The sequence below is a fragment of the Gluconacetobacter diazotrophicus PA1 5 genome (assembly GCF_000067045.1).
Taxonomy (GTDB): Bacteria; Pseudomonadota; Alphaproteobacteria; order Acetobacterales; family Acetobacteraceae; genus Gluconacetobacter; species Gluconacetobacter diazotrophicus.
Window position 1 is genome coordinate 2,261,410 of sequence record NC_010125.1, and the last position, 10,649, is coordinate 2,272,058.

The 10,649-nt window shown below is 66.7% G+C and carries 8 protein-coding genes; 1 reads left to right on the plus strand and 7 read right to left on the minus strand.

Annotation, left to right across the window (positions count from 1 at the left end; all coding sequences use genetic code 11):
• Positions 1-212: 212 nt before the first annotated feature.
• The 5 genes from GDI_RS10540 to GDI_RS10560 all read right to left on the minus strand — a co-directional run bounded on the left by GDI_RS10540 (position 213) and on the right by GDI_RS10560 (position 7,391).
• The gene (locus tag GDI_RS10540) at positions 213-2,912 is read right to left on the minus strand and encodes a CRISPR-associated helicase/endonuclease Cas3 (RefSeq protein WP_012226058.1); all 2,700 of its coding nucleotides are present in this window, start codon (positions 2,910-2,912) and stop codon (positions 213-215) included.
• Between the two features lie 38 nt (positions 2,913-2,950).
• Positions 2,951-4,282, minus strand: coding sequence for a glutamate--tRNA ligase (gltX, locus tag GDI_RS10545; protein ID WP_012226059.1), 1,332 nt, complete (start codon positions 4,280-4,282; stop codon positions 2,951-2,953).
• 64 nt (positions 4,283-4,346) lie between these two features.
• A complete protein-coding gene (locus tag GDI_RS10550) occupies positions 4,347-4,748 on the minus strand; it encodes a hypothetical protein (RefSeq protein ID WP_012226060.1) in 402 nt (133 codons plus the stop codon).
• Positions 4,749-4,774: 26 nt separating this feature from the next.
• Entirely contained in the window at positions 4,775-5,956 is a 1,182-nt protein-coding gene (locus GDI_RS10555) for a nicotinate phosphoribosyltransferase (RefSeq protein WP_012226061.1), read from the minus strand.
• A 22-nt stretch (positions 5,957-5,978) separates the two neighbouring features.
• The gene (locus GDI_RS10560; protein ID WP_012226062.1) at positions 5,979-7,391 is read right to left on the minus strand and encodes a class II 3-deoxy-7-phosphoheptulonate synthase; all 1,413 of its coding nucleotides are present in this window, start codon (positions 7,389-7,391) and stop codon (positions 5,979-5,981) included.
• Positions 7,392-7,713: 322 nt separating this feature from the next.
• Here GDI_RS10560 and GDI_RS10565 point away from each other — a divergent pair, with 322 nt between their 5' ends.
• On the plus strand, positions 7,714-8,106 hold the full coding sequence (locus GDI_RS10565; RefSeq protein WP_012553117.1) for a hypothetical protein: 393 nt from the start codon (positions 7,714-7,716) through the stop codon (positions 8,104-8,106).
• A 108-nt stretch (positions 8,107-8,214) separates the two neighbouring features.
• Here GDI_RS10565 and gorA read toward each other — a convergent pair whose 3' ends face one another.
• Positions 8,215-9,615, minus strand: coding sequence for a glutathione-disulfide reductase (gene gorA, locus GDI_RS10570; protein WP_012226064.1), 1,401 nt, complete (start codon positions 9,613-9,615; stop codon positions 8,215-8,217).
• Positions 9,616-9,633: 18 nt separating this feature from the next.
• Positions 9,634-10,512, minus strand: coding sequence for a ferredoxin--NADP reductase (locus GDI_RS10575; RefSeq protein WP_012553118.1), 879 nt, complete (start codon positions 10,510-10,512; stop codon positions 9,634-9,636).
• Between the last annotated feature and the right edge of the window lie 137 nt (positions 10,513-10,649).

Sequence of the window (10,649 nt, forward strand, 5' to 3'; positions counted from 1 at the left end):
ACAGCCGCCCCATTCGGGGCGGCTTTTGTCGTTTTCCATGTTTCAAGGTTGAAGTCAAACATATTCGAAGACTCGAACACAACTTATGTTTTTTGATTTTTTCCCCAGACTAAGCTGGATAGTCAATTTTTACAGCATGTTAAAATATCCCCGCGGTAGCGGGGAAAAGGTGGCTATCTCTAGCGAAGCCTCCATCACAACGGTCCATCCCGCTATGCGGGAACAACCTCCAATCCATAAGTCCGATCGTAACCGATCACAACCTCATGACCGGTCTCTATCTGCCCCGCCCCACGCCAACCTTCTTCCATTTTCTGAAGTATGAGCAGCAGAACGCTACTTTCATCCTCCCGTTCCCAGCGGGGCCACTCCGCTCGCGCGGCCGCCACGACGCGCTCCAAACCAGGTGGAGGAGGACAACGGGCCAGACGATATTGCGCCACCGACACCTCGGACAGCGCCCATGCCCGCCGATGCTCGCCCGCGCAGGCAAGGCCGGGGTCGATTTTCGCGGCCCAGGGCAGCACTCTCCCGTCCTGCATGACCGCAAGCCTGACGGTCACGTACGGCAGATCCTCCAGCCGGGTCGGTGTCCTGGCTTCACGCTCCCACAGCGCGCCGTCCGCCACGTATCCTGCATCGAACGACAGGACATTCCGGTCTGCAGCGAAGCCGGCCGCAAGGGCTTTACCCATCGCGTCCGTGCTGCCCGCCGCCAGCCCGTCCGGGACCGCGCCCGGAGCGTCGGCGTCACCTGCCTCCTCGATCAGGGCCCTGATCCTTCCCGGACTTTCGATCCGTCCGTACCTGAACAGGGTCCGGGCCGTCCGCCAGAGCAACGCCGGATCGCGGTACACCGCGGCCGTTCCGGGCAACACGCGCCTGACCCATGATGGATCGGGTTCAGCGACCGGCTCGGGCGATATGACGAGCAGTTCCTCCCGATCGACAGGTCGTGCGATGCGGTCATGGCGGCGCAACCGCCCGGCGCGCTGGATCACCTGGTCCATCGGCGCGAGGTCGGTCACGAGCACATCGAAATCCAGGTCGAGGCTTTGTTCGATGACCTGCGAAGCCACCAGCACGGCGGAACGCCCCGTCGTTTCCTTGTTCTTTCCGAACCGCGCAAGCACGTCACGCTCGATCGCCAGGCGGTCCACCATGGCGAAACGCGCATGAAAGACCAGTAACTCAACGCCCTGCGCACGAAGGAATCGGGCGGTTGCAATCACCTCGTCCACCGTGTTGCGAATCCATGCGACCGCCGCTCCGGCGGCGGCGGCGGCGATGACTTCGCGGGAGGCGGCATCGGTGTCGGCCAAGCGTCGGACAGCGATGCTACGCGCCAAGCCAGGCCGCAACGCGCAGGGGTATTCTTCGGCCCCAGCTTTGCCGACGAGCGTGACTAGAGGATAGGCCGTGCCCGACAAGGGCGCAGGGTCTACCGTATCCAAACCGCTTCGGAAGGCGTTCGTCAATTCCTGCCGAATCCGCTGCGTCAACGTGGCAGACAGCAGCAAAGCCGACCCACCCATTGCCGCGTGGAACCGGAGCAAGGCCACCATTTCCCGACGCATATAGGGATCGAAGGCGTGGCATTCGTCCACGATAAGAATCTTGCCCGCCAGACCGGCGTGCCGCACCGTCGCGAAGCGTACGGGCAATACGGCCATCAGCGCCTGGTCAATCGTGCCCACCCCTACCTGAGCCATCAGGGCACGCCGTGATTCGCTCCCCAGCCACGCCGCGCAATAGGCTTCCGCCGTTTCATCCATGATCCGGGCATCGGGGAATGCGTCCGATCCGTCATCGGGGGCCAATGCCGCGGCAAATCGCTCGTCCAGCCGCGCACGACCATGGGCCAGCGCCAGTGACGGGCGCGCGGACGGCTGGAAGAGCCGGCGATAGGCCGCCGCCAGCCGGTCATACATGGCGTTCGCCGTGGCCATTGTCGGCAGGGCAACGAACAGTCCCGAACTCCGTCCTGCCGCGATCAGCCTCTGGGCCATGACCAGCGCGGCCTCGGTCTTTCCGCTGCCGGTCGCATCCTCGATAACCACCAGCACCGGCCCGGACGGCACCGGCAGGGTTTCGAGCAACGCCTGCATCGGCGAGGGCTCGCGGATATGGTCAAACAGCCCGGCCGTGCCCGCGAACGGCGCCCCCACCATCGGTCCCAGCCCCGCCCGGTGGATGGCCGACTGTGCCCGGGGCAGCGCGTGGTTCCAGAAATATCCCGATGGATCGGCCACGCTTTCCGGCGTGACATAAGGAAACCATTCCTGTTGCGAGCCGATCCAGTCCGCCTGGATAGTGACCCGCGCCAGCATCCATTCGAGTCGCCTGAGCGTATCATCTCCGGGACGCAGGATAGGCGGCGGCCGGAACACGTCGAACAGAAGGGCGACGAGTGTCCGGGCACGTTCGATCGTGTCAGGCGCCAGCGTGTTCCTGTTCTGGGCCGATACAGGCTGCCCATGATGGCCTGCGACGGCACGCAGAAGCTTCAGTTTATGGGTCAGCCGCCAACATTTTCCGTCCTGGCCGTTCGCGAACAATGCGGCAAGGACGTCATCGACCATGAGATCCAGCAGCGCCAATCCCGCCGCATCGTGAAAACATGGGACCAGTTCTACCGGAAAGCCCCCCAGGATGGCTTCAGGCCAGCATATTTCGACCTTTGCCTGGAAGGCAGGCATGAGCTTGCCGATATCGTGTAATGCGACCAGCAGGCCAAGCTGACGACGGTCAAGGCCGCACTTCGCATTTTCGGGCAGAAGGACCGCGACAGCGGCGACGTCGAGCATATGCGCGATGAGCGGGTGCATGACCGGCCCGATCATGGCGCCTTCCGCTGGAACAGCACGCGCTTTTCCCCAGAAGAATTCCAGTCCGTTCGAACGCATGGCCATGGCCCCTCACGCGGCCCGGGACGCCGCGGGCATCCTGTTCAGCGCGCGGCGATGCGTAGCCGTTCCGCCACCCGGTCATGGCCCATCAGGGGCAGCAGGTCGCGCATTTCGGGGCCCTCTTCCTCGCCGGTCAGGGCGACGCGCAGGGGGTGGAAGACCGATTTGCCGCTGCGGCCGGTGGCGTCGCGGACGGCGGTGGTCCAGTCCTTCCAGGTCTGCGCGTCCCACGGTTCGGGCGGCAGCAGGGCCAGCGCCTGCAGCAGGTAGGCGCCTTCATCGTCCTGGACCGGCGGCACGATCACGCCGCCGACGACGTCCCACCAGTGGCGCAGTTCGGATACCATGTCGACATTGCCGCGCACGGCCATCCAGAACGCCTCGGTCGCACCCTCGGGCAGGCGGTCGCGAATGGCGCCGAAGGGCATCTGGTGCATGACCCGCCGGTTCAGGGCCAGAAGCTGCCGCATGTCGAAACGGGCCGCCGAGCGCGACACTCGCCGCACGTCATAGCTGGCGGCCAGGTCGTCGAACGACAGCGGCGCCGGGTCGTCCGCGCTGCCCAGCCGCGCCAGGTAGGACACGATGGCGACGGGATCGATCCCGTCCTGCCGCAGCGCGCGGATCGACAGCCCGTCGAACCGCTTGGACAGCTTGCCCCCGGCTTCGTCCAGCAGCAGCGGCAGGTGGGCGAAGGCGAACTGGCCGACCTTTCCGCCCAGGGCCTCGGCGATGTCGATCTGCACCCCGGTGTTGGTCAGATGGTCCTCGCCGCGCAGCACGTGGGTCACGCCGGTTTCCATGTCGTCCACGACCGAGGCCAGCGTGTACAGCACCGTGCCGTCGGCCCGGACCAGGACCGGGTCGGAAATCGACTGCAATTTGACCTGCGAGCGGCCCATGACCATGTCGTCCACGCCACGGTCCTGGTCCGACAGGCGGAAGCGCCAGTACGGCACCTTGCCGTTCGCCTCGGCCTGGGCGCGCTGTTCCGCCGTCATGCGCAGCATCGCGCGGTCATAGATCGGCGGCTTGCGCATGCGAATCCGGGCCTCGCGCTTCGACGCCAGTTCCTGCTCGCTCTCGAAACACGGATACAGTCGGCCCGACGCCTTCAGCGTTTCGATCGCCGCCGCATAGCGGTCCAGCCGGTCGGACTGGCGGAACGTTTCGTCCCACGTGATCCCCAGCCAGGCCAGGTCGGTATGCAGGGCATCGACATACTCGTCGCGCGAACGCTCGCGGTCGGTATCGTCGATGCGCAGTTGGAACGTGCCGCCGTGACGGCGCGCGTACAGGGCGTTGGCAATCGCCTGGCGGGCGTTGCCGACATGGATCAGGCCCGTCGGGCTGGGCGCAAAACGGAGTTTCATGCCGCCCTATATGCGTCGGACGCGCCCGAAAGACCAGCCGCGACGAAAGGCCGCCGGATGCGGTCTATTCCGGGGTCTCGTCCTCGTCATCCTCGACCATGCGGCGCGGGTCGATCGTCCGCCAGTCCCGTTCCATCGGGGTCGCGGCATGGGCCGTGAAATCGTCCAGTTCGTTGGCCGAACGCCAACCGTCGTCGCCCGCATCCAGGATTTCGGCATCCTCGCCGAAGGACATCCATGCCTGCAGCACCTCGCGCGGGGCGGCGCCGGCGACGCGGCAGCGTTCGATGCTGTCGCGGACATAGGCGCGGGCGAAGGCGTTGGCATGCGCAAGGTCAAGAAAACCGCCGATATCCTCGACGATGCCCTCCTCGGCGCCGCCGGACAGGTCCAGGATCCGCACGCGCCAGCCGGTCTCGGACGCGGTGGGTTCGGTGGGTTCGAAGGGCGGGGGTGTATCGGTCAAAGGCTGCTTCCGTTCAATGAAAGGGATCAGGAGGGCGGAACGGCCCGGCCATGCGCCTGGCGCAGCAGGAATTCCCGTCCGACCTTCACCCGGGCCTGGCCGTCATAGGACACGATGTCGGCGGTGGCATAGGTTTCCGACCAGCGGTCGGGGATGAAGGAGCCGGTTCCCACCACGTCGATCGGGGCATGGGCATCGGCCATGGCCAGGCATTTCTCGCCGCTGAAGCCGGATGAGACGATGATCCGCACCCTGGGGAAACCGGCTTCGTCCAGTGCCTCGCGCATGCGCCAGATCGCGGCGGCCGAGACGCCGGTGCCCACCAGGTGGCGCAGTTCGGTTTCCGAGCGATAGCGGCGGATGGTGCCGGGGGTGTTGCGTTCCAGCGCGGCGTAGGACGACGCCGGGTCCAGCCCTTCGAGGAACCGGCCGCCATGCGTGTCCAGCCGCACGGCCAGCCGCCCCGCGGCGGCCAGTTCGGGAAAGGCGCGGCAAACCTGCAGCGCGTCCGTGATCTCGCGGCCGAAATAATCGACCAGCACGACGAGGTCGGCATCCGGGTAGGTCTCGTGGAACATTTCGGCGGCGCGCAGGGTGGACCCGGCATAGCCGATCAGGGCATGGGGCATCGTGCCCAGTCCATGCTCGGCGCCGAAGAAGGACGCCGTGGCGTCGTTCGCCCCGCCGATGAACCCCAGCGCGCCCTCGCGCCGGGCGGCGGCGCTGCCGACCGAGGCGGCATAGGCCATCTGCTCCTGCATCTCGAACCCGGCGCAATGCCGGGCCTCCATGGCCAGGAAGCGCACGTTGGGCAGGGCCATCGCCATCTGGTACGCGTTGTGCGCCGCGACGCAGGGCGGACCCAGCTTCTGCAGCAGCAGCGTTTCCAGGTCGCTCAGCGCCGCGAACGAGCCGGTGATGTAGACCAGCGGCTCGCCCGCGCCGACCCAGGTTCCTTCGGGAAACATGACCTCGTGCGTGATCGCGCTGCCGCGCGCGCGGGTCACGTTGTCCAGCCAGTCGATCATCAGCCGGGGCGCGGAGATGACCGGCCGGCGGATGAACATGGCATAGGTCACGACCCGGTCGCCGAAGCGGGTCACGATGTCCCGCGTCCGGTTGAAGTAGGCGTCCGTCCGCGCGCTGATCGTGCCGTCGTCCAGGGCCTGGGACGGCCCGAAGGCCCCGTCTGTATCTGCTGCCGACATCGTTCCCCCGTGGGTCGTTTTCTTATGCGGCCTCCGTTCCCTTCGCCGCCGACCCGCGCAGGCGCGCGGTCAGTTCCTCGGACAGCAGGAACGCCATTTCCAGCGACTGTTCGGCATTCAGCCTCGGGTCGCAGAAGGTTTCATAGCGTTCACCAAGATCGGCTTCGGTCAAGCGGTGGGCACCGCCCACGCACTCGGTCACGTTCTGCCCCGTCATCTCGATATGCACGCCGCCAGGGTGGGCGTTTTCGGCCTGGAACACGTCGAAAAAGCCGCGAATCTCGGCCAGGATGGCCTCGAACGACCGCGTCTTGATCTTGTTGTCGGTCGAAATCGTGTTGCCGTGCATCGGATCGCACAACCACGTGACCGTGCGCCCGGACGCCACCACCTTGCGCAGCAGGGGCGGCAGGTGCTTGCCCACGCCCTCGGCCCCCATGCGCGAGATCAGCGAGATCCGCCCGGCCTCGTCACGCGGGTTCAGGATGTCCAGCAGGCGTTCCAGGTCCTCGATCGTCGTGGTCGGGCCGACCTTGATGCCGATCGGATTGCGGACGCCGCGCAGGAATTCGACATGCGCGCCGTCCGGCTGGCGCGTGCGGTCGCCGATCCAGACGAAATGGGCCGAGCAGTCGTACCATTCGCCCGAGGTCGAATCGACGCGGGTCAGCGCCTGCTCGTACGGCAGCAGCAGCGCCTCGTGCGAGGTATAGAATTCGGTTTCGTCCATCTGGCGCGTGGTGGCGCCGGTGACGCCGCAGGCGGCCATGAAGGCCAGCGTCTCGTCGATTCGCTCGGCCAGGACGCCATAGCGCTCGGCCAGGGGCGAGCGTTCGACGAAGCCCAGGTTCCAGCGATGGACTTCCTGCAGGTTGGCGTAGCCGCCGCCGGCGAAGGCCCGCAGCAGGTTCATCACCCCCGCCGACTGGAAATAGCCGGTTTCCATGCGCGCGGGGTCGGGAATGCGGGCTTCGGGCGTGAAGTCCGCGCCGTTGATGATGTCGCCCCGGTAGGACGGCAGGCTGACGCCGCCGATCGTTTCCGTGCCGGACGAACGGGGCTTGGCGTACTGGCCGGCCATGCGGCCGATCTTCACCACCGGCACCTTGGCGCCGAAGGTCAGCACCACCGCCATCTGCAGCAGCACGCGGAACGTGTCGCGGACGATGTCGGCGGTGAATTCGCTGAAGCTCTCGGCGCAGGCGCCGCCCTGCAGCACGAACGCGCGCCCCTGCGACGCCGCCGCCAGGCTGGCCTTCAGCCGCCGTGCCTCGCCGGCAAAGACCAGGGGCGGATAGCGGCGCAGCCGTTCCTCCACCGCCCGCAGCGCGGCCGCGTCGGGATAGTCGGGGACCTGGCGGATGGGAAACGACCGCCAGCTCTCCGGCGTCCAGGCCTGCCGGGAAGAACTGTCGTGACTGTGCGTCGCACTCATGGTCGTATCCTAAATTCCTCTGGTCGTCCGGTCGCGGCCCCCTGTATGCCGCCAACCGCCATGTCCCCCGACCCGCGCCCCACTGGCCGGACCTACAAGGGGGCAGTCTTTATGTAGAAAAATCCAACCCAACGCAAAGAGCTTCGTCACCACGCACCCCGGACGCGCAACCCTGTTTTTCGGGCGTGCATTCCCGCGCCGCAATCGGCTAGACCCGGCGGGACGCATCCGCGCGACGCATGGACGACGTGCGGAACCGGGGTCTTAACGGACCGCGGGACACATGACATGCTCGTATCGCATCCGAATGGAAGGATTACCGATGGCAGCCACGCTCCGCACGGGCCTGTTTCCGCTTCTGGCCGGCTTGTGCCTGCTGGCCTCTCCTGCCCTGCCCTCTCGCGCCATGGCGGCGCCGGATGACTTCTCGTCGCCCGGCAACCGGCTTCCGCCCCAGAACCAGGACGGGGTCGAGGCGCAGCATGGCGAGGACAAGACCGTGGTGGGACGCCGCAGCCTGCCGCCCGGCTATCAGGACGCGCCGTCGATGGACATGAACCATGGCCCCGATCCGGATCACGAGGCCAACGTGCATCGCGACGCGGTAACCGGCAGCGACCTGTCGCGGTTCGGCAACGCCTATCAGAGCAGCGGTCCCTACGGCCAGGGCCAGATGGGGGATGCCACCGGGAACGGCTGGGTCACTCCCCGCTGAGTGTTGGCCCGTAAACGCGCGCTGGTGGCGATCCGGCGCGCGTCTGCGGGCCGCTCTCGCTCAGCAGCCCACGTTTCCGGGCCGACACGGCCGAAAACAAATCGGGGTTTAGTCCGCCTGGCGGTCCGTGACGCGGGTCCGGGTGCGCATGGTGACGAATTCTTCGGCCGAGGTGGGGTGGATGCCGACCGTGCGGTCGAAATCGGCCTTGGTCAGGCCGGCGGTGACCGCGATGGCGAGGCCCTGCATCATCTCCGGCGCGTCGTCGCCGATCATGTGCGCGCCCACCACCTTCTGCGTCGCCTGGTCGACCACCAGCTTCATGATCGTCTTGCGGGCCCGGCCCGTCAGCGTGTGGCGCATGGGCGTGAAGCGCGCCAGATAGATATCCACGATACCGTCGCGGGCGGCCTCTTCCTCGGTCAGTCCGACGGTGGCCAGCGGGGGCGAGAAGAAGACCGCCTTGGGCGTCGTGGCCAGCGACCAGCTTCGCGGATGGTGGCCGGTGCCGAACAGGCGGTCGGCCAGGCTGTGGCCCTCGGCGATCGCGACCGGGGTCAGGTTCAGCCGGTTGGTGACGTCGCCGATGGCGTAGATGCCCTCGACATTGGTCTCGCCCGTGCCGTCCACCACGATCCGCCCGCCGGCGACGGTGTCCACGCCGGCATGGTCCAGCCCCAACGCGCCGACATTGGGGCTGCGCCCGGTGGCGAAGAACACGCAATCCGCGATGACGTGCGATCCGTCATCGAGCCGGACCTCATAGGCGTCGCCCACTGGTTGGATCGACACGGGCGACCGTCCCGTATGCTGGCGGATGCCCCGCGCCGCGATGGCGTCGTGAATGCCGTGCCGCATGTCCTGGTCGAAGCCGCGCAGCGGCAGGTCCTGCCGGTAGACCAGGTCGACCTCCGACCCCAGCCCCCGGAAGATGCCGGCGAATTCGATGCCGATATACCCGCCGCCCACCATGCAGACCCGCTGCGGCCGGGATTCCAAGTGAAAGGCCGCGTCCGACGAGATCGCATGTTCGATCCCCGGCAGGGACGGCATGTCGGGGGCCGAGCCGGTGGCGATGACGATCCGTTCGGCGGTCACGCGACGGACCGGCGCGTCCGGCGCCAGCGCACCCGGGCCGATCACCAGCGTATGTGCGTCCTCGAACCGGGCTGTGCCGGTGAACAGCGTGACCCCGGCCTTTTCCAGCAGCGAGACATAGATGCCGTTCAGGCGGCTGATTTCATGGTCCTTGGCCGCGATCAGCGCCGCCCAGTCATGGTGGCCGGGGGCGATGTTCCAGCCGAAACCATGGCTGTCGCGGGCCAGGTCGTTGTACTCGCTGGCCTGGACCATCAGCTTCTTGGGGACACACCCCAGGTTGACGCAGGTTCCGCCCCAGTGCCGGTTTTCGGCGACGGCGACACGGGCACCATGGCCGGCGGCGATGCGCGCGCAGCGCACGCCGCCCGACCCCGCGCCGATGACGAACAGGTCGAAATCATACGTCATGGATCGGTCCCGGCTGGATCAGCGTTCGGCGAAGGCTTTCTCGACGACATAGGCGCCGGGGGTCGAATTGTTGCCCTCATCGAAGCCGCGGGCGACCAGCATCGCCTCGGTATCGGCCAGCATTTCGGGCGAACCGCAGATCATGACGCGGTCATGCTCCGGGTCCAGTTCCGGGATGTTCAGGTCGGTGAAGATCTTGCCCGTCTCGATCAGCTTGGTGATCCGGTCGGTAACGGCGAAGGGTTCGCGCGTGACGGCGGGATAATACAGCAGCTTGCCCGACACATCCTCGCCCAGGAATTCGTGCTGCGGCAGTTCGTGGCGGATATGGTTTGCATAGGCCAGTTCGCCCGAGATGCGCACCGTGTGGCTGAGGATCACGCGGTCGAACCGTTCATAGGCCGACGGGTCCTTGATCAGGCTCATGAACGGGGCCAGGCCAGTGCCGGTGGACAGGAAATACAGGTTGCGCCCGGGGCGCAGATTGTCCAGCAGCAGCGTGCCGGTGGGCTTGCGGCCGATCAGCACCTTGTCGCCCGGCTTGACGTGGCGCAGGCGCGAGGTCAGCGGGCCGTCCGGAACCGCGATGGACAGGAATTCCATCTGGTCCTCGTAATTCGCGCTGGCGATCGAATAGGCGCGCAGCAGCGGCTTGCCCTCGACCTCGATGCCGATCATGGCGAACTGTCCGTTCTCGAACCGCAGGGCGGCGTCGCGGGTCGTCGTGAAGCTGAACAGCCGGTCGGTCCAGTGATGGACGGTCAGCACCGTCTCGGCGTTCAGGTGGCCGTAGGTCTTGGTCGGCTCGGCCAGATGATACACGCCCGCCTCGCCCGGTACGGGCTCCAGACCGGTGGGGACGGTCTCGGTGGCTGGCATGGTCAACGTATCGGACATGACGTCAAACTCTCCCGTCAGGGCTGGGGTTCGCATATGCCACGACCCGCGGCAGACGCCCCGTTCGTGCAAGAGGGACAGATGTTTAAGCGCGCGACGCCCCCGATGCCAGCACAAAACCGTTATCCGAGGGTTGA

What these genes read in the sequence shown, in the direction of transcription:
- GDI_RS10540 (WP_012226058.1), bottom strand. Translation starts at nt 2,912, where the DNA reads ATGGCCATGCGTTCGAACGGACTGGAATTCTTCTGGGGAAAAGCGCGT.
- gltX (WP_012226059.1), bottom strand. Translation starts at nt 4,282, where the DNA reads ATGAAACTCCGTTTTGCGCCCAGCCCGACGGGCCTGATCCATGTCGGC.
- GDI_RS10555 (WP_012226061.1), bottom strand. Translation starts at nt 5,956, where the DNA reads ATGTCGGCAGCAGATACAGACGGGGCCTTCGGGCCGTCCCAGGCCCTG.
- GDI_RS10560 (WP_012226062.1), bottom strand. Translation starts at nt 7,391, where the DNA reads ATGAGTGCGACGCACAGTCACGACAGTTCTTCCCGGCAGGCCTGGACG.
- GDI_RS10565 (WP_012553117.1), top strand. Translation starts at nt 7,714, where the DNA reads ATGGCAGCCACGCTCCGCACGGGCCTGTTTCCGCTTCTGGCCGGCTTG.
- gorA (WP_012226064.1), bottom strand. Translation starts at nt 9,615, where the DNA reads ATGACGTATGATTTCGACCTGTTCGTCATCGGCGCGGGGTCGGGCGGC.
- GDI_RS10575 (WP_012553118.1), bottom strand. Translation starts at nt 10,512, where the DNA reads ATGTCCGATACGTTGACCATGCCAGCCACCGAGACCGTCCCCACCGGT.